We start from the raw sequence: 25,199 nt of genomic DNA on the forward strand, positions 1-25,199 counted from the left end.
CCCTTTTGAAGGTTCACCTATTTAAAAATACAGGAATATTGATATGAATAAATTAAGCCTTATCCTAACAGCATGCGTAATCTCAGCTGTCTCAAATGTTGCAATGGCAAAGACCGAACAGATCACCTTAAAAAAGGATATTGGATTTGGTGAAGAGGCAGTCATTTTTAGCACAACGCAGGGTGAAGTGATTTTTAACTATTTTGCCTTTCCAGATCATGTTGCCAAACAGATTAAACCGTATAAGAAAGGGCAATGTTTGGAAATCCAGTCCAAGTATGGTTTCTTTAAAGATACAGGTGATGGAAGCTATATCCAAAGCATCCGCCCATGTAACAAGAAAACCCAAGTCAGCACCACAACCAAAGTCAATCGTTAACCAAGCCCAAATTCAAACTACAAAAACCTTAAAAAACCACGAGCTCATGCTCGTGGTTTTTTTATGCCTGTTTCCCAATTTCTGAATACCCCAACAAGGAGCACGCCATGCAGCAATGCCCCTATTGCCATTCACCGCATGTGCAATTACTACGGCGCAGCCAACACACCCAGTCCCGAAGCAAAATTTCATTTTCCTCCTGTTCACCGATGTCACTGGCAGCGGTGGGCATGCAAATCTCAAAACGCTTAGGAATCAATCCACTGGTGGGCGGCTTTATTGGATTGGCAGCAGGTGGAATGTTTCTGCTCTATATCCAGCAACAGGACAATCTGGTCACCTTGCATTACCAGTGCGAGCAATGCCTGGAACACTTTGAAATTCAACAGCCTGAATAGGTTAATCTACTTAAAAGGAAAACATTATGGCACATCAACTAGAACAAATGGCTTATGTTGGTCAAACCCCTTGGCATGGTTTAGGCAATCAACTGACTCCAAGCCAACCGATTGAAGTTTGGGCACAACAGGCAGGTATGGACTGGCAGATTGAATCCTCGGATGTGCGCTATATGGCACAAAACCCACGAGGACAAAACATCATTCTACCGTTTGAGGAACAACGGGTACTTTATCGATCTGATACCCATGCACCGTTATCGGTGGTGAGTCAACGCTTTCAGGAAGTGCAACCCAAACAGATTTTAGAATTCTACCGAGACTTAAGCGAACAATCGGGTTTTGAGCTAGAAACTGCTGGGGTGTTGAAAGGGGGCAAGAAGTTCTGGGCCTTGGCTAGAACAGGACAAAGCGCTGCTTTAAAAGGTAGGGATGTCAGTAATGGCTATATTTTATTGGCAACCGCTTGTGATGGAACATTGGCAACAACAGCACAATTCACATCAATCCGTGTGGTATGTAATAACACCTTAGCGATTGCCCTAAAAGGACAACAAGGCAGTGCAGGTGTGGTCAAAGTTCCACACAGTACCAAGTTCGATGCCGAGAAAGTCAAACAACAACTGGGCATTTCTGTTCGGGCATGGGATGAACACATGTATGAAATGAAACAACTGAGTCAGCGCAAAGTCACGCAACAAGAAGCCGCAGCTTATTTCGATGCGGTATTTAACAACACGAATCTCAGCAGTGCTGAACAGGATGATCGCTTGATTCAGTATTACCGTAATGCTGCTATGCCTAATTCATTCCGATCAGACAATAAAACCGAACCGAATGGACGTGCCATGTCTAAAGTGATGACCATGTTTAACGGACATGGACGAGGGGCAGAACTCAGCTCAGCCAAAGATACGGCTTATGGATTACTGTGCTCAATTACAGAATTTGTGGATCACGAGCGTCGTGCTATGAGTACCGACCATCGACTGGATTCCGCATGGTTCGGGGCAGGGGCTTCGATTAAACAACGAGGACTAGAACAGGCACTCAGAATGGTGGTGTAACACTTAACCCTAAAGATTGAATTTCAGCTTCATTTAAGCTTAGTCAATTAGCCTAAGTAGCATCAAGATCACTGATCTAACTGAACACCCTTCGCCACATTCCTCAGATGTGGCTTTTTTTATGCCTGAAATTCAATTTTTACACCTCAACACTTCAATAAAAATAGGATAACCATGCAATGAACAGTAATAGCCAAATACAGTACAGTTTAAACAATCCGCCTTTACAAGCGTATTCCCCCAATCTCAACTCACCAACCACAACCCAAACCGTAGAGGTGGGAACTCGGAGTAAACGTACCCCAAAAAAGACCAAAGGTCTCGCTTCAGCCAAACGCTTTGCCAATACCAAGCAGATGAGCTATCAACAATGGCAAGAACTCAGAAAACAGGGCATTGGTAGTAGTGATGCAGCGACCGCCTGTGGACTGAATCCCTATATGTCGATGCTAGAGTTGTGGATGATTAAAACAGGACGTATGCAACAAAGCATCGAAGATGAAAGTACAGGTTACGCACCTTTATACTGGGGCAAACAACTTGAACCGTTGATTGCTGAATACTACAGCATGCATACCAACCATAAAGTCCGTCGGGTCAATGCCATCTTGCAGCATCCAGACGAAGACAAACAGTTTATGTTGGCAAATCTCGATTATGCCGTGGTCGGCAATGACGAAGTGCAAATCTTGGAGTGTAAAAGCGTTGGAGAATATGGCTCTAAGCTATGGCGGGAGGGTGTCCCACTGTATGTACTGTGCCAAGTCCAGCATCAACTGGCAGTGACAGGCAAACAAGCCGCACATATCTGTGCCTTGATCTGTGGACATGAAACCCGAATCTATAAAGTCAGTCGAAATGAAACCGTGATTCAACACATCATCAATGCCGAACGTCACTTCTGGCAATGTGTTGAAACGGGTATTCCACCGAGTGTCGATGCTTCAGAATCCGCTGCCAAAGCTTTAAAACAACTCTACCCTGAACATATTCCACTGTCGGTTGAAGACCTGACCCAAAATGAACAAGCCAACTACTTATTTAGACAATTACTGCAAGAGCGACACAAAGTAGAGCAACACCAGCAATACTTTGATGAACTAAAACATCAACTGCAAATGATGATGAAAGATGCAGAACGTGCAGTGTTTATTGATGGATCGGTGACGTGGAAGAAGTCACAAGACTCCACCACATTAAATAGTAAAGCCTTACTCAAACAACACCCTGAATATCTACAGCAGTTCCCACAAATTAAAGTGGGGGCACGAAGATTTCAGATTTATCTGAATGGTGGGTAAAGCAGACATCCTGAACATCCATCCATATCAACTCAATCAACAAAGAAATCTATCGATCCCATACCCAAATAGGTGTGGGATTTTTTTATGCATCAAATTTTATTTATACATCTATATTGAGGACATCACCATGATTAAAGGTTTAGCAATTGCACCACCCGTTTTAGGACGTATCAGTATCGGCAAGATCGTCGAAAAGAATGGCAAACGACTCCCTGAAAAGGATGACCAATTTACCATTACTAGCCAAATCCAAAATAAGGATGGCTGGGTCAAACATCCACTCGATGAACAACTAAGGGCTAAGGCACCGAATCAAAAACTCAGAAGCATTCCAGTGCGGATGCTCTTCAATGATCCCGAACTAAACCTACGTGCAGAGTACACTTTATTTGACCGACAAACCGGGCGAGTGATCTGTACGGGTAATGGGGAAACTTGTCAGCGATTGGGACAAAATGGCATTGAACAACATCCATGCCCATCTCCTGATCTATGTCCACTGGCACAAGGTGGACTATGTAAACCCTATGGCAGACTTTACGTCAATTTAGATGAATCAGATGAGTTTGGCACCTTCATCTTTAGGACCACAGGTTTTAATAGCATTCGAACCTTAGCAGCACGACTCCGTTATTACCATGCAGCATCGGGCGACTTGCTGTCATGTCTACCTTTGCAACTCACACTGAGAGGTAAAAGCACCACGCAAAGCTATCGTACTCCGATCTACTACGTGGATTTAACTTTACGGGATGGAACTAACCTGAAAGATGCAATTACTTCAGCCAAACAGATGGATGAACAAAGTAAGGCAGCAGGATTTTATCAGGAGGCATTGGATCATGTGGCACGGCAGGGCTATGGCAATGCGAGCTTTGAAGTGGGCGGTGAAGAAGGGATGGATATTGTTGAGGAGTTTTATACGGATGAATCTAAACCAGATCAGCAACATCAGACTCATGAGCTCACAAATGTAAAGGATATTCAGAAAGGCTTGCAGCAGTCGGTTCAGGCTTTGAATTAAATGGAAATACAGAATTGTATTTATTTTGTGATGTGTTGTTTATTATTTATTTGGTTTTGTGATAAAAAGCACACTTAACGATACATTCTCCAATGGAATAGCAATGTCGTAATCCCACGCTCTTCCCCAAGGGTGCGGGATTTTTTTTATTTAGGGAATCTTTTTTACATTAATGTTAAGCAGGTGATTGCGTGAAAAATTTTTTATTTTTTAGTCTGCTCGCTTTAGGAGTTCAAGGATGTACTACTCCATATCAAAATATGGGAGCTTCAGGGGGAGTTGAAAGTACGATTATTGATGATAATGTTTTTGAAGTGAAAGCTTCTGTAAATGGGTATACTCAAAAGTCTGTAGCAACACAATATGCAATTAGAAAAGCTGCCGAAGTATCAAAATCTTTAGGGTGCAGCTATTATTCGGCAATAAACAATAATAGTCAGACTTATGATCAAAATACATCAAAAACGAATATTGGTCTTATGACGGACAAAGGTGGTGTTTACTATACTTCAAGTGTGGGAACTCGATATCGCTTAGTAAAACCTTCAAGTCGAAATACTTATGTCTGCTTTAATGAGAAGCCGAATACAGTCTTACCCGGATTAGTTTTTAATGTTAAATATGTATTGAGTTCAGATTTACCTAGTGGTAGTGGGAGGTTTAAAGTACCAAATAGTTGGCGTTAACTTGTTAACAGTCTAAGTATGTCGATTAGTGAACCGTACCGGGTTTGTCGGAGGGTCAATATTCTGAGAGACTATTCCGATGAAAAAACCAAACTATACCCCCGAAATTAGAGAAAGAGCGGTTCAATTACTAATTGAATCTGAAAAAGATTATCCTTCTACTTGGGCAGCAATCACAGCTATTGCACCTAAGATTGGTTGTACTCCTGAAACATTGCGTGTTTGGTATTTAAAGCATATGGATCAACTAAATCCTGCCAAAGTACAACAGATATCTGACCAAGAAAAAATGAAGCAAATGGAACGTGAAATTAAAGAATTAAAACGTGCCAATGAAATTCTACGTAAAGCAGCCGCTTTTTTCGCCCAGGCGGAGCTCGACCGCCCACACAAATAATGGTGGATTTTATCCATAACAATAAAGATCGATATGGTGTTGAAGCGATTTGTAGAATTTTACCGATTGCAGCTTCGACCTATTATCGGGCTTTAGATCTCGTTGATAACCCAGAACATCGAGCGAAACGTGCTCAGCATGATTTACATCATGCAGAACAAATCAAACGTATTTGGAAAGAAAGTTCAGGTCGATATGGTGTACGTAAAGTCTGGCAAAAATTGAAACGTGAAGGCTATGTTATTGCACGTTGTACAGTTGCTCGATTGATGCAGAAGCTAGATATACAAGGTGTTTGGCGTGGTAAGAACAAACAAACTACCCGCAGCCGAGATGATCAAAAACGAGCAGATGATTTAGTGAAACGGAATTTTAGTGCTGATCGACCTGACCAATTATGGGTCAGTGACTTTACGTATATTCAAACTCATTCAGGCTGGGTATATACCGCATTTGTTATTGATGTGTTCTCACGAGCAATTGTTGGATGGAAAGTATCTACACGGATGAATACAGATATGGTGCTCGATGCACTTGAGCAAGCATTGCACGATCGAGGCATGCCAAAGAATGTGATTCATCATTCCGATAGAGGTGTTCAATATCTTTCTATTCGCTATACCAATCGTTTAGAAGCTGCAAATTTACGAGCATCAGTCGGTACAACTGGTGATTCATACGATAATGCTCTGGCTGAAACGGTGAATGGCTTATACAAAACAGAGGTGATTGAATATTTAAAAGCAGATTGGCAAGGTTTAGCAGATGTACAACTTGCGACACTAAACTGGGTATATTGGTTCAATAAAAAGCGTGTACACAGTGCACTGGGTTATGTATCGCCTTTTGAGTTTGAAGCAATGTACTATGATAAGATTAACCCGTTAGGTCAGGTGGCCTAACTTAAATAAAAAAGTCTCCGACAAACCCGGTACGGTTCAGAATTTCCAGCAAAATACAGCCAGTTTCGCTACTGAAAGGCCCATGCTCTGTTCCAGCTGGTCTTAAAAAATATTCACCAGCTGTATAGTTCTTTTTCATCTCCAAAGTATTTTTGTCTAAGAGGATTTGATCGCCTGAGACTAGATAAACTTCTTCGTGATAATCATGTACAAATACTGTTTTAGTGGCTGCACCTGAGTTGAAACGTACAAAGCGGGTTCTTATACCTGTCTTTTTTTCGATATCTAATGAATCTTCGATAACGATTTGTTCAATTCCTTTATCGAAAATGGGGGGGGCTTCCCAGTTTTGAGTTGGTATATGTAAAATTCTTTCCATTACATGATTTGCTCTTATTGGTTCTCTTTTATTTTTATTCACTTGAAGATATGTTACTTATTCTTGAGGGACATTCTTGTTTCCCAAATGGTCAAAATTCGTATTTAATAGTTTCTCCACTCTATTGAAAAAGCTAGACCAATTACTGTGCATGTATAGAAGAAAAAAGATGAGTTTGAATGTATTAGAAGTTTGTATTAGACATAAGGAGTGGTTGTAATAATTAGATAAAAGATAGATCAGTAATTTTCACAAATAGTTTGTTTAGGAGACTTATAGAGTAAGCCCGTTGGGACATTGTAAATAGTATTCACTAATTTTATTGTGAACAGTGAATATCTAATGATTTCGTAAATACCTTCAAGAAAAGATATTTATTCTTTGAAAGTCTCATTCAAAGCCTGTTGCACGGCATCCACGCGTGATTTGCAGGCTTTGTACGCTGACATGGATTCCTCAACGATTTTCATTAAATTATCGATGTCAGGTTCTTCTTGTGCTTCTAACAGGGCAGCATTCTTCTTTAGTAATTCATAGCCATCTTTAAAGCTTAATTCTTTCTTACTCATTACTGATTACCTCACTGACGTTGGCATGTATATGCCCATCCTGCATCTCAATCGAAATGGATGAATTGGCTTGATGGATAGAATGGATTGCTTTGCCTTCATAACGAACAATAGCATAGCCTTTAGCAAGAACATTTTTAGGATTCTGCAATAAGGTCTCACGCATTAAAGACTCAATCTGTGTGGATGCTAGTTTAATCTGCTGCTGAGCAAAATATTGCGTGGTTGATTTAACTAAATCAAGATTCTTATTTGCAACATTGAGCTGATTCTGGGCATAGGTTTTGATGGTACTCATCAACTGATCATTTTGACTTTGATAGGCGATAATCTGATGTTGAGAGCGTAATTTAATCGTTTGCAGAGAATCCAATACATCCTGAGCGCGTTCTGAGATTAGATTACGAATACCTGCGATTACTTTACTTGGAGTATCAAAAGAACGATGAGCGATTTCATCTAAAATGGTTTGATCTTTTTCATGCCCGACACCCACCCAAATTGGGACTTTTCGTTTACAGAGTAGGGCAGCAAGTTCATAGTCATTTAAATAAGCTAAATCATTGACTGCGCCACCACCACGAATGATGACGATAAGATCAGGAGGTATTGAGTAGTTCTTTGCCCATTGACGTAGACCTGAGCCTAAAGATTCCATAATGCTGTTTGCCGCAGTATTACCTTGGAATGTCGCTGTATGATAGACAAAGTGACAAACCCCAGCTTTCTTCAGAGCGTCAGCATCTTTCTTAAAATCACCCAAGCCAGCAGCATTCTCTGGTGCAATCACAAATACATTTTCAATATCAAAAGGAGCAGGGAGTGACTTATTGAGATTTACTAAGCCTTCACTAGTTAATTGAGCAAGAATCTGTTGATAGCGTTTGGCAATATCACCCAATGTAAAGCTGGAGTCGATCTCTTCAATGTTGACTGAAAACCCATACTGAGGATCAAAACGAGCTTTGACTTTAATCAGAACATTTAAGCCCTTTGACAGGTCAATGCCACTTTCACGCTCAAACTTCGTCACTATTTTTACGGCGGTGAATTTCCAGATTGTTGCCTTACAGCTTGCAATAACCTTGTCTGTATCCTCTTCCTTTTCAGCCAGCTCAAGATAGTAGTGTCCACCCTTGATACTCAGGTTGCGTATCTCAGCCTTTACCCATACAGGCTCATCAAAGGACAGGCGAATGACTTCCTGTATAGTAGATAGATAGTTGCTGAGGGAAAATTGAGGTAGGGACATTTGATTAAATTTTGATTAGTTATGTATTTAAAGGTAGCAAATAAAACTATCTATAACAAATCAGCTTGTATAAAAAAATCTGTTCATTAATTATCCTGATAGTATCTTGTTAACTTTCATACTAAATATTATATTGAACTTAATTTAAAAAACTAATAACTAAGGAAAAATAATGCCAGTCGCAACAAAAATATGTGAATTTGTAAATAATAAAGCAAAACCTGATTGGTGGCGATATACATTAAATAAAGCGATTGAACTTGGTAAGTTGTCTACGACTGAACTAGAAGTTGCTTATTTAGTGGCGAAAATGGAATATGGTCTTGAAGATAAATGTCCAGATTATTCAGTATTAGTAAAACCCGCAAAAGCTACAGGGTATCATACAGAAATAGAAGAAAATAAATTAATCTCTATAGGAAATATTGAGAATATCTCAGCATTAGCATCACAGCAGAAAATTGAGTTTTCGGCTACGGGATTAACTGTAATTTATGGCAATAATGGTGTAGGCAAGTCAAGTTATGCCAAAATTCTTAAAAATGCGTGCTTAACAAGAGGAGAAATACCAGAACTAAAACACAATGTTTTTAAAGGGACGGCTGGATTTCCTTCAGCAGAAATTCAAGTTCAGTCTAATCAGAAGCTAGAGTTAGTTCAATGGAATACGCAAATAGAACCGCACCCTCGTCTTAAAGCAATTAGAGTTTTTGACTCTGATTCATCAATACACTATTTAACAAAGACAGGAATTTTGGATTTCAAACCAACAGCATTGAAGCTACTTGATGAATTGTTAATAGCTAGCGCTTTTATCTTAGATAAAGCGAAAGCTGAAGAAGTTATATATTCACCTTTACCTATTTTACCTTCAATGAATGTCGGTACGACTCCGAGTAAGTTAGTTATAAGCCACTTGTTAACTGAAGAAGAGGTAGATTTACTTTGTGCAACTCAGAATGAGCTCAATGAATTAAGTGAGTTAAGAAAAGAAGTTATTGAATTAAATAATAATTCTCCACAGACTTTGAGATTAAACTATCAAAAAAGAAGATTGAGATTATTACCTCTACAGATTTTTTTAACTAATTTAGTTCAAATACTAAATTTGGAATCAATAACTAGACTAAAATCAATTTATGATGTCAAAAACAGAGCTAATCTTGCAGCAACCGAATTTAGTATTTCTACATTTTCTAATTTAAAAATATCTAATCTAGGCTCTGATCAATGGTTGGTCATGATGAATGCAGTTAAAAGTTTTATAGAAAATAGCGATAGTTATAAAAATGACACATTGCAAATAGGAGATGCTTGTCCTACTTGTCTTCAAGAATTAGATATAAACGCTGTTTCACGATTAGAGTTATTTGACAGCTATCTTCAAAGTGAATTACAGAAGGATTCTTCTATAGCAAGTAAAAATTGGGAAATTGAACTTGGGAAAATTAGAGTGCTTAACTTCTCAATTGAGCCTTATAAAGCTATTCTTGCAGAAATTAATGAAAAAGATAACTCTTTAGGTCTACTATTTTATAATTTAATTGATGCTTTAAAAGAGAGGGGTGATAATCTATTACAAGATCAACCTGTCTTCGGATTATCAGAAATAGAGGTGGAAGCGTTAACAAGATTAAATATGCACATTAAAAAACTTGAAGAGGCTGAAAAATTAGTCTTAGATGATGAGGGAAAGTTGATATTAATTCAAAATAAAAACCTAAGAATCAAAGAGATTGAGGATAGGGAGAAAATTTTGACTCTCAAAGATCAAATTAAAGCTGAAATAAAAAAAGCAAAAAAGATAGATTGTTATACTCGTATTAAACGCTCCACTTCAACATCAACGATTACATCATTAAATAATGAGATATGTAATACTAGCCCTCTTGGAAGGATACAAGAGTTTTTTAATGACGAGTTAAAAAAATTAGGGTTTGAACATTTTAAAATTAATGCTTTAACAAAAGGGGTTAAAGGTAATCAAAATTTTAGTGTCCAAATTGCTGAAAATAATTTGAACGTACTTGAAATAGCTAGTGAAGGTGAGCAAAAGTGTATTGCATTAGCAAGTTTTTTTGCTGAGCTAACAACAGATGATAGAAAATCTGCAATTATTTTTGATGACCCAGTAAATTCTTTAGATCATATCTGGAGATTAAAATTTGCGACAAGAATTACAGAAGAATCAAAATTTAGACAGGTAATTGTATTTACTCATGATTTACCATTTTTAAAAATGCTTCAAGAAACAGCTGAGGAAATAGTAATTCAAGCTATTACTAGAAATAAAACTGAAACAGGGATTTGTATTGGTACACCGCCTTGGGATGCATTGAAAACTGATAAAAGAATCGGAAAACTTAAAGAAAAACTAGTTAGAGCGAGAAAAATAGCTAAGGAGTCAGATGAACAATACCAACAAGATGCTGGAATTATATATGGGCTGATGCGTGAAACGTGGGAAAGGCTTATTGAGGAATGGTTAATTCGTGGAGTAGTTGAGCGTTTCAATAGAGAAGTGAAAACACAAAATGTAAGATATTTAAAAGATATTACTGATTCTGACATCGCAACTATAAATTCTGCAATGAGTAAATGTAGCACTTATATGAATGGTCATGATATGTCAGAAGGGATTTCAGGAGCTTTTCCTGATGCAAATGAATTAGAAAGTGATATAGCAAACTTGGAAGCTTACTTCTCAACTTTGAAGAAGAGGAGATCATAATAAAAATATTAAGATAAATTTTTTTGTAGTAAAAATAGCAGTAAAAAACTAAATTAAAATATTTTTATTTATATTAATCAATTAATTGAATTTTTAATGTGACTGTCACCGCTTCCGCCAAATATCTAAATAAGCCCTTGTTTTTACAAGGGCTTATTTTTTATCTGTGATTTTACCCCTCAACCTATCCTTCATCAAATTTTGGATTGAATCGAATAATTTAGAACCTCATTGGACTGAAAATCGATGTTCTGAATTTCTATCATATTGTTAATCACGTTCAGCAAGCAGTAATTTCGCCCATCTCTTAGCTGATCTTGTGTTTGCATAACACGTCTGAAGACGATTTTCTGTTCGTTTTGACCAGAATCAGAGTTAGGCTGAGAAGAGTTTAAAGCAAATCCGTCTTAACCACTGATTACTTGGTGTCTGATGGACGCGTGAATGCCAGTGCAGCTTGACGCTGAATTGAGGGAATTTATAAGGAGGGTCGAAGCTTTTTAACCCACCTTGTGACATTAACACTTGTGCCAGATAATTGGGAATAGTGGCAATTGCATGAGTGTCTCGGACAATCAGACCGACTCCCAAATAGCTGGGTAAACGCACTAGAATATTTCGGTTGACGCCATGTTTTTGCAGTTCATGTTCTACGACATAATGTCCCCCAGTTGCCAAAACATCGACATGTAATTCTTGAGCAAACTCCAACGCAGATAGGCTGGTTCCTAGTCTTGGATGTTGTTGGCTGGAGATGCAGGTGTAATGCTGCTGAAAAAGAGTTTGTTGGTAAAAACCAGCTTCTAATTGAGGTAGGAACCCAATCGCGAGATCAATATCTCCATTCGACATCATCGGTGCAGTTTGACTATCAATCGGTAAAATTTCCAGTCGAATTGAGGGTGCGTGCTGATGCATATAATTCATCAGACGCGGTAAAAACACTAAATGACTGATGTCAGTCATACTTATACGGAATCTATAAGCCGAAGTTTGGGGATCAAAGTCAATATTGTAATTTTGAACTAACTTCAATCGGTTTAAGATTTCCACCACCATAGGGTAGATTTGTTGGGCAAGCTCAGTTGGCTGCATTTTATTTTCAATACGTACAAACATCGGATCACGAAAATGAGCCCTGAGTTTATTTAGCGCGATACTCAAAGTGGGTTGACCAATGCCAAGTTGTTCTGCTGCTTTAGAAATACTTTTATGCTGATAAATTTCAAAAAAAATTTTTAGTAGCCTTGTATCTAGATCAAACATGTCAATGAACTACCGTATTGATTTTATCAATACAGCCTATTGTTTTTTTTGCATAGATTCAACACATCCTTATTGCTACATTGAGCCAATACCGAAAATTGATGAAATTATCGCCATTAGTATTGTGCTTCGTGGGCAGAAAAAGGAATGACATATGGAACAGTTAGGCAAGCTCGAAGAGCTACCAGAACGTTATCGTGAAGAACTAAATGCATCAAACTTGGTGCCATTGTGGCCCAACCTAAGAAGTTTTATTCCACCTCATAAACCACGACCGCAAACGGTTGCAACGGCTTGGTATTTTCAACAGATTAAACCACTGTTGCTTGAAGCAGGAGAATTAACGCCGATTGAAAAGGCCGAGCGTCGAGTGTTGGCACTCGCAAATCCTGGCCATGGCTTGGAGAATATGAAAGCCAGTCCTGCGATGTATCTTGGTATGCAATTACTGCTTCCCCAAGAATGGGCGCCCGCACATCGACATGCTCCGAATGCGGTACGTCTTATTGTCGAAGGTGAAGGTGCTTATACTACGGTTGAAGGGCAAAAGTGCATGATGGAACATGGGGACTTAATCCTGACCCCATCAGGGTTATGGCATGAACATGGACATGATGGTGATCAACCAGTGATATGGATGGATATCCTTGATTTACCACTGGTTTACTACATGGAAGCCTCTTTTGTAGAAGAAGGTCGTCGTCAGGAGATCGATCGAATTAATCAAGGTTCTACCCCTCAGTATGCGGCGGGTGTTGTGCCAACACCACATTTTAGTCGTGAAGATGCCTCTTATCCGATGATGCGTTATGCCTGGGAAGATACCAAAAAAGTATTGGATGCCTTAGCTGAAAAAGATGGTTATCAGGAGCCGCTACATGTGGCATATGTAAATCCTGAAACAGGTAAAGATTGCCAGAACATTCTGGGTTACTCAGCTTTGCTACTCCGACCAAATGAAGTGCTGTCTTTGCCTTTACGTTCTACTGCACAAGTCTTCCATGTGATTGAAGGTGGCTTGACTATCGAGATTGATCAACAAGACTTCCATCTGACTAAGGCCGATACTGCATGTGCACCGTGTTTTGCTACTATTGATTTAATCAATACATATGGACAGCCATGCTATGTATTTATTGCTGATGAGGCGCCGTTGCAACGTAAATTAGGGCTTTATTCGGTACGTGAACGTCATGTTGCAGGAGTAAGCCTATGAAACTGTATGGCTTTTTTCGTAGCAGCACATCGCACCGTACTCGCATTGTTCTGAATCTTAAAGGTCTGGATTATGAGTCAAGTTATGTTTCATTGGCTAAAAATGAGCATCAAAAGACTACTTTTAAAACTCTAAACCCTCAGGGTTTTGTTCCAGTCTTGGAAACTGAGGTGGGGCGATTATTACAAAGTCCCGCCATTATTGAATGGTTAGAACAGCAATACCCTGAACCGGCTCTGTTGCCAGCAGATGTGCTAGGTAAAGAGAAGGTACGTGCCATTGCGGCCTTGATTGGCTGTGACATTCATCCTCTAAACAATAAGCGTGTACTCGAATATTTACGCCAGCTTGGGCTGGATCAGAACCAGATCAAAGCTTGGTGTACTAAGTGGATTCAGGATGGCTTTTCAGCCTTAGAGCAAATATTGGCTGAAGATTCTACTCGGGAAAAGTTCTGCTATGGCAAGCAAGTCAGCATAGCGGATGCTTATCTGATTCCACAAGTGGTATCAGCACAACGGTTTCAAGTCGATCTTTCCGCTTATCCTAAAATTAATGAAATTTATCAGCATTGTATGACTCTCGACGCGTTCCAAAAAGCTGCACCTGAACAGCAGGCAGATGCGTTTTAAGGCTTTTATTTAACTTATATCAACAAGGAATATGCCATGACTTTTATTTTCCAGCCAATGACACCAGCGGGTCTGTTTATTCACGGCTCAGATCAGCAATTTCCAGTACGCCGTGTGTATTGTGTCGGACGTAACTATGCTGCCCACGCACGTGAAATGGGCTTTGATCCAGATCGTGAGCCACCTTTTTTCTTTTGTAAGCCCAACGATTTAGAGTCAATTGTACCTGTCAATCAAGATGCGGTAGCAATACCTTATCCAAGTCAAACCTCAAACTATCACTATGAAATTGAATTGGTAGTGGCAATAGGGCGCGATGCTAAAAATGTCTCGGTCGAAGATGCCACGAACTACATTTTTGGCTATGCCGTTGGTTTGGATATGACTCGCCGTGACTTACAAATGAGTATGCGTGAAAAGGGTCGTCCATGGGAAATTGGTAAAGCATTTGATTTCTCTGCTCCGATTGGCCCCATTCATCCGATGGACGTCAGGGGTGAAATTAATCAGGCCGAGATTCATTTGACTGTGAATGGTGAAACTGTACAACACAGTGATATTTCCCACTTGATTTGGTCGGTTGCCGAGACTATTGCCAATCTTTCTACTCTATTCGAACTTAAAGCAGGTGACTTGATTTTTACAGGCACGCCTGAAGGGGTTGGTGCTGTAGTTCAGGGAGATGTGATGCGTGCTGAGATTGCGGGTTTAACAGGTATTACCGTTAATGTGAAATAACTCATTTGATCTCAGTGGTTTAAATGGTTGCTCATACTAAACAATAAATACAGTTGAGCACCTTCAGTAAGGATTGCACTGGCCAATATATTGGTAACAGGAGTTGTTATGTCTCAAAAAACCATAGACGTACAAAGTTTCATCGATGAAATACCACTTTCAGCTTTGCAAAAATTAATCATTTGGTTGTGTTTTTTAATTGTTGCAATTGATGGTTTTGATACCGCAGCAGTGGGTTTTATTGCTCCCGCATTGAAAGCCGAGTGGGGATTACAAGCCACAGATCTGGCACCGTTATTTGGTGCAGGTTTATTTGGCTTGATGGCAGGTGCACTGATTTTTGGCCCTTTGTCAGATAAGCTCGGTCGTAAACCGATTTTGATTGGCTCTGTGGTTATGTTCGGCTGTGCTAGCCTATTTGCCGCTTTCTCACCAGATTTGCAAACGCTAATTATTTGGCGATTCCTCACTGGGCTCGGTTTAGGTGGGGCTTTACCTAATGCCATTACCTTAACTTCAGAATATGCACCAGCTTCCCGCCGTTCCAATTTAGTCACTATGATGTTTTGTGGTTTTACCATTGGCTCTGCGCTGGGGGGGATTTTGTCGGCACAGCTGCTCCCTTATATTGGTTGGCATGGCATTTTATTGATAGGGGGAATTGCACCTTTATGTACAGTGCCTTTTTTATACTATCTATTGCCTGAATCTCTGCGTTTTCTGGTTTTGAAACAAAAAAGTGCCGAAAAAATTGAAAGCATTATTCGTCGTATGGCGCCAAATATCACACAGATTCCAAGCTTAGTGCCACCTAAAAATGAAGTGGCAAAATCAAGCCTTAAAGACTTATTTAGCAAAGGTTTAGCTTTAGGTACTTTCTTGATTTGGTTTACATTTTTTATGAGTCTGCTGATCATTTATATGATCTCTAGCTGGATGCCGACCTTACTCACCAACGCAGGTTTCAACTTATCCAACGCCTCATGGCTAACGTCGATCTTTCAGATTGGAGGAACGATCGGTGCCATCGTCTTAGGTTTACTTATGGATAAAATGGATGCGACTAAAATTTTAAGTGCAGCCTATGCCTTTGGGGGAGTGTTTCTGATTTGTTTAGGTCTGGGGATCGAACAAACCAATACTATATTGCTGATGTTTGCCATGTTTGGTGTGGGTGTTGGTATTAGCGGTTCACAGGTTGGAGCAAATGCCTTTTCATCCAGTTTTTATCCAACACATTGCCGTGCAACTGGCGTGAGTTGGGCCAATGCTGTAGGACGTGTTGGGTCTGTAGTAGGCTCAATCATGGGGGGCTGGATGATGTCATTGAATCTTTCTAGTTTTGCCATTCTCAGTATTCTTGCTATTCCTGCCTTCTGTGCAGCGATTTCATTATTGCTGATCAAACGTCTTAAAAAAGAACAGCCTGTCGTTGCGACAATGTAAAGCTGAAATCAAATATTTTCCGAATAAAAAAAAGATTGCTGTGCCAATGGATGGTACAGCAGCCAGCTATGGATGATTCTTTCTATGTACAATTTAAACACGCAAACTTTCATGTTGAGCATACTGTTATGGATGTCTGGCAGTAGCTCAATGTTGTGGGCGGCAGATCCAACCCAAGCCATTCAAGATGAATGGAAATTTAACTTGAAGAATGCCTATCTATATCGGGATTATGATAATCCCAACGTTAAAAACTTTGGTAGTTGGTCTCAAGGTATATCTCTATTTTATACCTCAAACTTACATGACACACCTTTAATGATAGCAGACAAGCCGTTTCGAATTGGTGCAGATGCTTCAGTTCAATATGCTGTACGTTTAAGTGGAGATCGGCATGTCAGTGACATGATGTTACCTTTTGATTCACGAACACAATCTCAAGCCGCTGATTATTCAAAATATGGGGCAACTTTAAAACTGGGTTATGATAAAACCTTGTTGAGTCTTGGGGAGTTATGGTTGGACTTGCCTGTCACCACTTCAGATGCAAGTCGGCAGCTTATTACTTCGTATTGGGGAACTAATTTAAAGTCACAGATTTCGGAACAACTTTATGCTGAACTGGGTCGGGTGGAAAAAGTATCTCCACGGAATGAGGAGGATTTTCGAAAATTTTCTTTTACCTCTAACGGTCGAACAGAATACTCCGATGGCTTGAATTATCTTGACCTACGTTATCAAGTGACTCCAGCACTGAAAGCAGAATACTATTTTGGTAATTTAGAAGATTTATATAACAAGCACTACTTGGGCTTGGAGCATAGTTGGAAACAGCCAACTTTTTCGCTTAACTCCAAGTTAAAGTATTTCAGTGCCAAGAATGATGGCCCTAACTTTGAGATTGATGCGCAAAATATCGGTGTATTAGAAATGCTGAAAGTGAATAATCAAAGCTTTGGTTTGGGCTATCAACAGATTGTTGGTAAATCGGCATATCCTTTACCCGATGGTTTTTTGCCAGAGTTGTATTTTATTAACTGGAATGCCACAGGCTTTTTTAAGAAGAATGAAAGGTCGTATCATGTGATGTATGGCTATGATTTTAAAGATTACTTGCCAGGTCTAAATGCCATGGTGAAATATGTTTATGGCCACAAATTTAAAACGGCTACTGGTGAGAACAATCATGAAACTGAATCCAATGTCTTGGTCAATTATACCTTTCAACAACCTTATTTAAAGGGTTTTGCAATTCAATATTTACGTGTTGATTATAAGGTTAAATATGGTAATGACTTTGGTGAAGATCGCTTTTTTTTGAACTATACGAAGCGGTTTTAATCGATACCAATCTTGTTAAAGAAGAGTGTTTGGGCACTCTTCTTTATTGTTTTTATCATGAAAATAAATTTTAGTATTTGATTTCTATCTGGTACGGCTTTGTTACACAAACCTATTTCTATAAGCTTATTCAAAAATATAGTTTTTAGATGGATAAGCCTGCTTATAAAATCTATTGTATTAGCAATTGCTTTTTTACAATCAAGCTTTAATGGCCTATTACTGATTGCATTGCTGTTTAAACATGTACTCATATTTACATACTAATTGCTAAGGAAAGTCACAGTGTGTATCTGTTGTGATTTTCCTTTTTTAAAACCATCACTTTTAAACCACTCGGTTTATTGTGTGTAAATAAAATTGTGAACATATATTTTTCAATTAATAATTTGACCAAAGACAAACCTAGACCATATCCATCATTTTTAGACGATTTTCTCCAAAATCGCTGTGTGAGTAAATCGAGTTCATCATCTGCTAGGCCTTGACCATTATCAGCAATAACTAAAGTATTATTTTCCATGTACACTTGAGTAAGGGTTGTAGACTGTGCATGTAAAAAAGCATTTTCAATGAGGTTTTTAAGAACAACCGCCAAAACTGCTTGAGGTAGATTGATTGTGGAAAAGCTTCCCCAATCAATATTGAGATGCTCTGACAAGTCAGGGTATTTCTGCTCAAGTTCAGAAATGACCTGTTGTAGTGTATGGGCGACGTCTGAGAATTCCATTGAACTATGTTGAGGTTGTATTTCAGTTTTACTCAGTAATAGTAGTTGTTCCAATAACTGCTCATAACGTTGGATACTGACTTCTGCCCGTTTGAGATTGAAGCTAATTTTGTCATGTGTGAGCTTATTCTGACTCAGCATAAGTTGGCTAAGTTGAACATGAGTTTTGATTGCTGTGAGTGGACTGCGTAACTCATGAGCAGCAAAAGCACTAAAGCTTTTTTCATTTTCAAGACTTTGGTGTAGGTTATGTATAAGCTCCAACAAACCATCGACAAAGGGCTGAATTTCTTTAGGGATATTCTGGGTTTTTAATTCTAGTAAATAAGTGGCTGCATCGGATAAATGCTGTTTCTTATGGCTTAAGTGTTGTGTAATTTGATCTAAGGGTTGAAACTCAATCCGTATAATCCATAGAATTAAGAAAATACATAAAATCAATGTCATGATTAAAGGGATTAATACTGATTGTAAGATCTGTTTGAGTAAAGAATAACGTAGTTGTAATTTCTCTGCAGCCACAACCTGTATCTGTCCTTTTTGTAAGACATAACTACGCCATTCCACCCCATTTTCTGACCATGTGCTTAGGCCCGCTTTTCGTGTACTTAGACTTTCAGGTGAACCTTGTGTTTTGGTAATTACCTGATGGTTGGCTGAAACATTAGAACTAAATAATGAAACCTGACAAGCGATCACATTTAGGGTATCGGAATCTTGTTCTATGGCATTCACTGTATTACTAATCTCATCTACAGGAAGTTGCTGAATTAAACGCGCAACCATATGTGCAGAGGCAGAAAGGCGTTCATCCATTGTGCTTTGTAGACGTTTCTCCAGTGCAAAATAAAGCCAACAGAATACCAGTGACCATAAGATAACAAAGACCACTAAAATGATAGAAACTAGTCGCCATTTTAAACTATAACTTTTCATATACTTTGTTTTGGCTCTTTGAATATATAGCCTACGCCACGAACTGTTTGAATCATACTAGGGTGAAGTTTTTGTCTAAGGTGATGGATATGCACATTGAGAGCATTGCTTTCGATACTGTCCTGATAACCATAAATTTTATCAATCAGTTGTTCTATTTTTAATACTTGATTGGGATAAAGCATAAAGGCTTCTAGCAAACTATATTCCCGCCTGGATAGGGTAAGAAGTTGTCCTTGATAGTGCACCTGTTGTGTATCTTGATGTAGCTCTAAATCACCCATATGTAGCACATTTGAGGAGTAACCACGATTACGTCTTGCCAAAGCATAGACTCTAGCAATCAGCTCACTTAAGTCAAAGGGTTTGGTTAAATAATCATCTGCTCCGATATTTAAGGCATCTACACATTGCTGGGTTTGATTACGTGCTGTGAGTACCAAAACAGGTGTATGGAGTTGATCTTTACGCCATGTATTTAATAAATCAAGTCCATCCTGATCAGGTAATCCCAAATCCAGTAAGCATAAATCTACTGCACTGTTACGAATAAAATAATCCGCTGCTTTGGCTGTATCGACATGCTCAACTGAAATATTTAAATAGTCCAGTGCCGCAACAATGCTTTGGGCAATATAGGCATCATCTTCAACAAGTACGACAAACATAGTGTTTCCTCATTTAACACAGCCATTTTATAAACAAAAACAGCTCTTAATGTCCTGTTAATTTTATGTCCCAGATAATGCCCTGATTTTTAAAGTTAGATAAGCTCGTATGTTGATGAAACCATTGATAACGATTGCATTATGTATCGTTACCACATCGTTATATGCAAATCAGGATTTTTTACCACCAGATCAGGCATTCAAATTTCAGGCAAGCTCAATTTCTGAAAAAACAGCTGAATTAAAATGGGATATTGCTCCTCATTATTACTTATATCATGATCAATTTAAGGTAAGGCTAAATCAGCAGAATCTATTTTTAAACTTGCCCAAAGGACAGGAAAAGGATGATCCAACTTTTGGTGTAACCCATGTGCATTACAATCAGGTATTGACGCAACTAGGTCTGAAGCCAAATAGCGAATATACAGTGAGTTGGCAGGGCTGTTCAGAAGATGGCTTATGTTATCCAGTACAACGTACTACGATCACAACTGATGCAGCAGGACTGCTTCCACAACAAAATTCAGAAACAAACTTCTCTAATTTTGCAGCTTTAGTCACTCAGGAAAATATATCAGAAGTAACACCAGAATCAGAGGCGCAAGCTGCACATGAAAAATCGAATCCTGAAATTTCCTCGACTTTACAAAAGATCAAATCATCCAAACCTCTTAATGATCAGGTACAAGAGCAGGTTGAAATCCAACCACAAAAAGCATCACTAAGCGATGACTGGAATAATGATCAATTCTTTTTAAACCTTTTATCCAATCAGGGTGTCTTTTTTAACATTATCCTATTTTTAGGACTAGGCATTCTGCTTGCCTTTTTACCTTGCTCATTACCTTTGATTCCTATTCTTTCAGGTATTTTGGTGCAAGGTAATAAAGGTTATAAAGCCGCTATCATCGCATTGACCTTCGTAATGAGTATGGCATTGGTCTATGGCCTTATGGGTATTGTGGTTTCACAAATTGGTTATGGTATTCAACGCTGGTTCCAAAATCCTGTATTCATTGGTTTATTTGCCCTGATGTTTATTGTATTTGCGTTGAACTTATTTGGTTTATATCAACTGTCCTTACCACAAGGTCTTTTACAGCGTTTAGATCAGATACAACAACGCCAAAAAGGGGGAACACTGTTGGGTGCTGGAATTATGGGAGTAGTTTCGGCCCTGATCGTTGGCGCGTGTATGAGTGCACCTTTGGCAGGGGCTTTGCTCTATGTCTCTCAACTTGAATACAGCCTGCTTGGTGGATTCTACCTCTTCTTACTGGGGCTTGGGATGGGTATACCTTTATTTATTGCCAGTGTTTTTGGAGCTAAATATCTACCTAAACCTGGTTTATGGATGGATCGGTTAAAGCTTAGTTTTGGTTTTATCATGCTGGCAATGGCCGTTTATTTTGCTCGTCCTTTATTGCCTCTAACTTTGTACTATGCAGGACTGGCCTTAATTCTGATCGCAATGGCGGGATATTTAATAGCTATTTTACGCCATATTGTGCATATCCCTTATAAAGTTGTGATTTTAGTTTTGATCTGTGGCTGTACTGTGAGTGGAATTTGGTATATCAATCAAGCAACTACAAATGTTAAGACTACAGAAAGTGACTCACTTCAATCGTGGATCATTGTTAAAAATCAACATGAACTAAATCAAGTGTTAGCCGCATATGCTAAAGATCCTATTGTAGTTGATGTATATGCTGACTGGTGTGTTGCCTGCCAGCCAATTGAAAGAGAGATTTTACCAAGAACTGATGTTCAGGATGCATTGAAAAATGTGACTCGTATTAAGCTAGATTTAACCCAGTATGAAGCTTCACAAGACATCATTTTAAAACAGTGGCAGATTCTTGGCCCACCGACGATATTGTTTCTTTCACCTAACCAGAAAGAGCAACGTGATCTTCGTCTTACAGGGACTTATACCGCATCACAATTAATTCAGAATATTCAAAAATTAAATGAGGAGAATCAACCTTGATTTCTTCCCAAGCACTACATCTTGGCATGTTCATGCTGCCGTGGTCAGTATTAATCTTATTATTTGGACTTATCGGCTTATGGGGTGTTGGGAAGTATTTTAAACAACGCCATCAATGGGCTAATTCAACTTGGCAATGTTACAAGGATTCTTTATGGACCGCAATTTGGGTTGGCTTACTTGCTGCAAGAGTAGTATTCGTGATGACTCATGCTGATCTCTATCTAGTTCATCCAATTGATATTGTTAAGATTCAGGATAGAGGATTTAACTTTTATGCAGGTATCATTGCGGGTAGTAGCTGGTTTATATGGAAAAATCGCTTATTAAAAATGCCTGTATTGGTTAGCAGTTTTCTATTGTTTATCACAATACAATTTGTGGGAATCAATCTACTCAACCATTGGAATGCACAGCAACACTATCCAGATTTAGCATTTAACAACCTCAAACAGCAACCACAATCCATGACTCAATTTATTGGTAAACCTACTGTGGTGAATTTATGGGCGAGTTGGTGTCCGCCATGCCATCGTGAAATGCCTGTGTTGTATCAGGCACAGCAACATTATCCAGATGTCCAGTTTGTCATGCTTAACCAAGGTGAAACACCCGAAGAGATTGTGTCCTATTTACATCGTTATCAATTAAATTTTAAAAATGTCCTGTTTGATCCTCATGGGAAAATGCCTCAACATATGAATATGTATGGCTTACCCAGTACCTTATTTTTTAACGCAAAAGGACAACTTGTAGAAAGTCATGTTGGTGAATTAAGCCAAGCCATGCTCAAGCAATACCTGCAAAAAATCACTCATTAATTGGAGGCTTCTCAGGCGGTTCCTTAAGACATAGTTGGAAGCTTAAATTAATGTGTCGAAGTATTAAAACTATTTTTGCAAGTTGAAAGAGATCTTTATCTAAATATCGATAAGCTAATTTTGATGGTCTGAGTAAAGGGTTATAAGTCAAATTTTTTTCGATAACGCCAAAGAGTTGTTCGACTAATTTTCAACTCTTTTGCAGCAAGATTAAGGTCATTTTGATATTTAATCAAAACATCTCTAACTTTATTTTTATTGATTTTTTCTGGATAAACAGGCTTCTCTGATACCTCATTATGTAATTGTGATGAATGCAAATGAATATCTATGATCTCATCTGGTAGATCAACAACTTCAATTTCTGATTTTTCATTTGCCATGGTCAATGCATATAAAAGGGTATTTTTAAGCTCACGGACATTTCCTGGCCAATCATAAGCAATTAAGGTTTTTAATGCTTCGTCGGATAGATGCGGTTGTGTGTGAAATACAGATTGCTGCTGACTCAAAATAAATTCAGCGATCAAAGGAATATCCTCTTTGCGATCACGTAAAGGCGGAATAAAAATAGGGATGACTCTAAGACGATACAAAAGGTCTTGGCGAAAACGTCCTTGCTTAGCTTCTTCTCTTAATGCACGATGCGTTGCGGTGATGATTCGCACATTGGCTTTAATAGATTTTTCACCACCCAAAGGCGTAAACTCACCTGTTTCTAAGACACGCAAAAGTTTAGCTTGTAACTCCAGTGGAATTTCAGCAATCTCATCTAAAAACAGTGTTCCACTCGCAGCACGTTCGAAAACACCTTTATGCTCACGAATCGCGCCCGTAAAAGCACCTTTGACATGTCCAAACAATTCACTTTCTAAGATATTTGCATTTAATGCAGCACAGTTAATCGCGATAAATACTTTGTTTTTTCGCTGACTGTGGTCATGAATGGCTTGAGCCACAAGTTCTTTGCCGCTTCCAGATTCACCACGAACTAATACTGGAAACTCAGTAATTGCAACGCGTTCAATAATTGAAAACATACGTTGCATTTCAGGAGATTGGCTATGAAATGTTTCAGACAAACTCTGACCACTATTTTCTATTTTTGATGTTTCAGTCTGTTGCAATGGTTGAACTAAGTACAACTTTCCAGAGAAATCCTGATCTGAAACTTGGATATTGTGTTGGTGACATAAAAGCTCAATTGAAGCTGTGGCAGATTGCAGATGAATTTTCCCAGTTTCTAATAGATTGTTTAGTATTTTTTGTTTAGTCAATTGAGCAATAGAGGGATTAAAACGTGTTGATTTGAACTCATAAATTATAGCTGAGTTTGATTGATCAACAATAAACAGGGCGCAGTCTGTAATGAGTTGTTGTAAATACCCTAAGAAGTTTTCCAAATCTACTTGTTTTATAAAATCAATGGATTGATTCATATTGTTTCAGGTGTTGTTTCTTTAAGTGTTTCATTGAAACATAAAATGAATTGATGGTGAAACATAAATTTAAGAAACTATTAAACAATACGTAATAATATATTGTTTTATTTGAATATAATAATTTGTGCATAGAGTTGGCATCTTGTTTGCAATTTAAGAATATATAAATAAGTACATCGAGATTGATCCACATGATATTTCATCAGTTTTTTGAAAATGAAAGTTCAACATATACCTATCTCATCGCATCTGAACAGACACGTGAAGCGGTACTGATTGATCCAGTTGCATCGGAAATTGAGCGTTATGCGGACATGCTTGAACAAAATAATTTGAAGCTAGTTTATAGCCTTGATACGCATGTGCATGCAGATCATGTAACGGCAGCAAATCTGTTACGTGAACGCTTTGGATGTAAAACAGTGTTACATCGCAACTCCGAAGTTGCATGTGGTGATATTTTTATATCTGACCGTAGTGCAATTCGCGTAGGGGAGATTTTAATTGAAGCTCGCTATACGCCTGGACATACCAATGCATGTACCAGTTATGTAGTGGACGGCATGGTATTTACGGGTGACGCATTGCTTATAGATGGGTGTGGGCGTACTGATTTCCAAGAAGGTGATGCGGCAACTTTATATGACAGTATTCATCAACAGATATTCACTTTAGCTGATGAAACTATTGTTTATCCAGGTCATGACTACAGGGGGCGCGTATCATCTACGGTTGGACAAGAGCGACTACATAACTCTCGATTGGGGTAGGCAAAAGTAAGCAAGACTTCATCATTTTGATGGAAAACCTCAATCTTCCTTATCCAAAGAAAATTGATATTGCTTTACCTGCGAATAAAGCCTGCGGTCATTAATAGGA

At 38.7% G+C, this 25,199-nt stretch carries 22 protein-coding genes, 1 pseudogene and 1 other annotated feature; of the genes and pseudogenes, 16 read left to right on the top strand and 7 right to left on the bottom strand.

Annotated elements, in window-relative coordinates:
* The first annotated feature begins 43 nt into the window (after positions 1 to 43).
* The 7 genes from F927_RS05670 (at position 44) to F927_RS05710 (ending at position 6,157) form a co-directional block, all read left to right on the top strand.
* On the top strand, positions 44 to 379 hold the full coding sequence (locus tag F927_RS05670) for a hypothetical protein (protein ID WP_005082429.1): 336 nt from the start codon (positions 44 to 46) through the stop codon (positions 377 to 379).
* Between the two features lie 107 nt (positions 380 to 486).
* Positions 487 to 777, top strand: a complete 291-nt coding sequence (locus F927_RS05680; protein ID WP_004669017.1) for a hypothetical protein — start codon at positions 487 to 489, stop codon at positions 775 to 777.
* Between the two features lie 26 nt (positions 778 to 803).
* Positions 804 to 1,844 carry a DUF932 domain-containing protein gene (locus F927_RS05685; protein WP_004669016.1) on the top strand — a complete coding sequence of 347 codons (1,041 nt, stop codon included), beginning with the start codon at positions 804 to 806 and terminating at the stop codon, positions 1,842 to 1,844.
* A gap of 179 nt (positions 1,845 to 2,023) precedes the next feature.
* Positions 2,024 to 3,145, top strand: coding sequence for a YqaJ viral recombinase family nuclease (locus tag F927_RS05690; protein ID WP_005082432.1), 1,122 nt, complete (start codon positions 2,024 to 2,026; stop codon positions 3,143 to 3,145).
* Positions 3,146 to 3,275: 130 nt separating this feature from the next.
* The gene (locus F927_RS05695; RefSeq protein WP_005082437.1) at positions 3,276 to 4,172 is read left to right on the top strand and encodes a recombination directionality factor; all 897 of its coding nucleotides are present in this window, start codon (positions 3,276 to 3,278) and stop codon (positions 4,170 to 4,172) included.
* 191 nt (positions 4,173 to 4,363) lie between these two features.
* Positions 4,364 to 4,858 carry a CC0125/CC1285 family lipoprotein gene (locus F927_RS05700; protein ID WP_005082439.1) on the top strand — a complete coding sequence of 165 codons (495 nt, stop codon included), beginning with the start codon at positions 4,364 to 4,366 and terminating at the stop codon, positions 4,856 to 4,858.
* Between the two features lie 79 nt (positions 4,859 to 4,937).
* Positions 4,938 to 6,157, top strand: a protein-coding gene (locus tag F927_RS05710) for an IS3 family transposase (RefSeq protein WP_111841927.1) whose coding sequence is annotated in 2 segments (ribosomal slippage) — positions 4,938 to 5,214 and positions 5,214 to 6,157 — 1,221 coding nt in all. Because the reading frame shifts where the segments join, the coding sequence is not laid out codon by codon here.
* Positions 5,213 to 5,329 (top strand) — a sequence feature (AL1L pseudoknot). Its footprint overlaps the gene before it by 117 nt.
* Position 6,158: 1 nt before the next feature.
* Here the strand turns inward: F927_RS05710 and F927_RS05715 are convergent.
* From F927_RS05715 to xseA, 3 genes are all read right to left on the bottom strand, one after another.
* A complete protein-coding gene (locus F927_RS05715; protein ID WP_228127574.1) occupies positions 6,159 to 6,578 on the bottom strand; it encodes a cupin domain-containing protein in 420 nt (139 codons plus the stop codon).
* Between the two features lie 332 nt (positions 6,579 to 6,910).
* The gene (gene xseB / locus F927_RS05720; RefSeq protein WP_005082444.1) at positions 6,911 to 7,105 is read right to left on the bottom strand and encodes an exodeoxyribonuclease VII small subunit; all 195 of its coding nucleotides are present in this window, start codon (positions 7,103 to 7,105) and stop codon (positions 6,911 to 6,913) included.
* Positions 7,098 to 8,357: an exodeoxyribonuclease VII large subunit gene (gene xseA, locus F927_RS05725; protein ID WP_005082446.1), complete on the bottom strand. Its 1,260-nt coding sequence runs from the start codon at positions 8,355 to 8,357 to the stop codon at positions 7,098 to 7,100. Before xseA ends, xseB begins: the two co-directional genes overlap by 8 nt.
* A 172-nt stretch (positions 8,358 to 8,529) precedes the next feature.
* Here xseA and F927_RS05730 point away from each other — a divergent pair, with 172 nt between their 5' ends.
* Positions 8,530 to 11,088: an AAA family ATPase gene (locus F927_RS05730; protein WP_005082447.1), complete on the top strand. Its 2,559-nt coding sequence runs from the start codon at positions 8,530 to 8,532 to the stop codon at positions 11,086 to 11,088.
* 375 nt (positions 11,089 to 11,463) lie between these two features.
* Here F927_RS05730 and F927_RS05735 read toward each other — a convergent pair whose 3' ends face one another.
* Positions 11,464 to 12,354 carry a LysR family transcriptional regulator gene (locus F927_RS05735; protein ID WP_004639595.1) on the bottom strand — a complete coding sequence of 297 codons (891 nt, stop codon included), beginning with the start codon at positions 12,352 to 12,354 and terminating at the stop codon, positions 11,464 to 11,466.
* A 154-nt stretch (positions 12,355 to 12,508) separates the two neighbouring features.
* Here F927_RS05735 and F927_RS05740 point away from each other — a divergent pair, with 154 nt between their 5' ends.
* From F927_RS05740 to F927_RS05760, 5 genes are all read left to right on the top strand, one after another.
* A complete protein-coding gene (locus F927_RS05740; RefSeq protein ID WP_005082450.1) occupies positions 12,509 to 13,570 on the top strand; it encodes a cupin domain-containing protein in 1,062 nt (353 codons plus the stop codon).
* Positions 13,567 to 14,202, top strand: a complete 636-nt coding sequence (gene maiA / locus F927_RS05745) for a maleylacetoacetate isomerase (protein WP_004639590.1) — start codon at positions 13,567 to 13,569, stop codon at positions 14,200 to 14,202. Before F927_RS05740 ends, maiA begins: the two co-directional genes overlap by 4 nt.
* Before the next feature lie 36 nt (positions 14,203 to 14,238).
* Positions 14,239 to 14,940, top strand: a complete 702-nt coding sequence (locus F927_RS05750; protein WP_004639588.1) for a fumarylacetoacetate hydrolase family protein — start codon at positions 14,239 to 14,241, stop codon at positions 14,938 to 14,940.
* A 108-nt stretch (positions 14,941 to 15,048) separates the two neighbouring features.
* Positions 15,049 to 16,386 carry an MFS transporter gene (locus F927_RS05755; protein WP_004639587.1) on the top strand — a complete coding sequence of 446 codons (1,338 nt, stop codon included), beginning with the start codon at positions 15,049 to 15,051 and terminating at the stop codon, positions 16,384 to 16,386.
* A 111-nt stretch (positions 16,387 to 16,497) separates the two neighbouring features.
* The gene (locus F927_RS05760) at positions 16,498 to 17,727 is read left to right on the top strand and encodes an OprD family outer membrane porin (RefSeq protein WP_370736368.1); all 1,230 of its coding nucleotides are present in this window, start codon (positions 16,498 to 16,500) and stop codon (positions 17,725 to 17,727) included.
* 280 nt (positions 17,728 to 18,007) lie between these two features.
* Here the strand turns inward: F927_RS05760 and F927_RS05770 are convergent, their stop codons facing one another.
* Both F927_RS05770 and F927_RS05775 read right to left on the bottom strand, forming a co-directional pair.
* Positions 18,008 to 19,393, bottom strand: coding sequence for an ATP-binding protein (locus F927_RS05770; RefSeq protein WP_005082456.1), 1,386 nt, complete (start codon positions 19,391 to 19,393; stop codon positions 18,008 to 18,010).
* A complete protein-coding gene (locus tag F927_RS05775) occupies positions 19,390 to 20,061 on the bottom strand; it encodes a response regulator (RefSeq protein ID WP_005082458.1) in 672 nt (223 codons plus the stop codon). Before F927_RS05775 ends, F927_RS05770 begins: the two co-directional genes overlap by 4 nt.
* A 109-nt stretch (positions 20,062 to 20,170) precedes the next feature.
* Here F927_RS05775 and dsbD point away from each other — a divergent pair, with 109 nt between their 5' ends.
* Together dsbD and F927_RS05785 are read left to right on the top strand one after the other, a co-directional pair.
* Positions 20,171 to 22,057: a protein-disulfide reductase DsbD gene (gene dsbD, locus F927_RS05780; RefSeq protein ID WP_005082459.1), complete on the top strand. Its 1,887-nt coding sequence runs from the start codon at positions 20,171 to 20,173 to the stop codon at positions 22,055 to 22,057.
* The gene (locus F927_RS05785; RefSeq protein ID WP_005082461.1) at positions 22,054 to 22,878 is read left to right on the top strand and encodes a TlpA disulfide reductase family protein; all 825 of its coding nucleotides are present in this window, start codon (positions 22,054 to 22,056) and stop codon (positions 22,876 to 22,878) included. Before dsbD ends, F927_RS05785 begins: the two co-directional genes overlap by 4 nt.
* A gap of 140 nt (positions 22,879 to 23,018) precedes the next feature.
* Here F927_RS05785 and F927_RS05790 read toward each other — a convergent pair whose 3' ends face one another.
* A complete protein-coding gene (locus tag F927_RS05790) occupies positions 23,019 to 24,317 on the bottom strand; it encodes a sigma-54 interaction domain-containing protein (RefSeq protein ID WP_005082464.1) in 1,299 nt (432 codons plus the stop codon).
* Positions 24,318 to 24,511: 194 nt separating this feature from the next.
* On the opposite strand from F927_RS05790, the pseudogene F927_RS05795 reads away from it, so the two are divergent.
* A pseudogene (locus tag F927_RS05795) lies at positions 24,512 to 25,194 on the top strand (MBL fold metallo-hydrolase).
* Positions 25,195 to 25,199 lie beyond the last annotated feature (5 nt).

Origin of the sequence: Acinetobacter haemolyticus CIP 64.3 = MTCC 9819, assembly GCF_000369065.1 — a bacterium.
Lineage (GTDB): Bacteria > Pseudomonadota > Gammaproteobacteria > Pseudomonadales > Moraxellaceae > Acinetobacter > Acinetobacter haemolyticus.